Below are 478 nucleotides of genomic sequence, written 5' to 3' on the forward strand. Positions count from 1 at the left end.
ACTTGGTTGAGGATGGTCTCGATTTGGTGATTCGAACCGGCTACTTGGAAGATTCAAGCCTCATTGCTCGTCATATATTGGATTCACAATGGGTGGTGTGCGCTTCGCCGTCTTATATTGCTAAGAACGGTAAGCCGATGCAGCCCAAGGATTTGGTTGAGCACAATTGCTTGCAATACGCTTATCAAACGACAGGCGCTAGTGAGTGGCAGTTCTTACACAGTAAGGATGGCTGTACCGACAACGACAAATACATCGTGCGCGTCTCTGGCTCTTTCTCTACCGATAACGCGACGGCATTACGAAAAGCCGCTTTGGGCGGTCATGGTGTGGCGTACGTGCCACGTTGTCTGGTGTATCACGATATTCGTAACGGCCAGCTGGTGGATATCTTCCCTGATTTAGTCGGTAAAAAGCTGGGAATTTATGCGGTGTACCCTTTTACTCGCCAGCCACCAAACAAGATTAAGTTATTGAT

Annotated in this window: 1 protein-coding gene; it reads left to right on the forward strand. The window is 48.3% G+C overall.

From position 1 onward, the window contains the following. The coding region (locus tag AB4486_RS28595) for a substrate binding domain-containing protein (RefSeq protein WP_372120212.1) at window positions 1-478 on the forward strand (478 nt) is incomplete at both ends.

Source organism: Vibrio sp. 10N.222.55.C6, from assembly GCF_041473395.1.
GTDB lineage: Bacteria > Pseudomonadota > Gammaproteobacteria > Enterobacterales > Vibrionaceae > Vibrio > Vibrio crassostreae_C.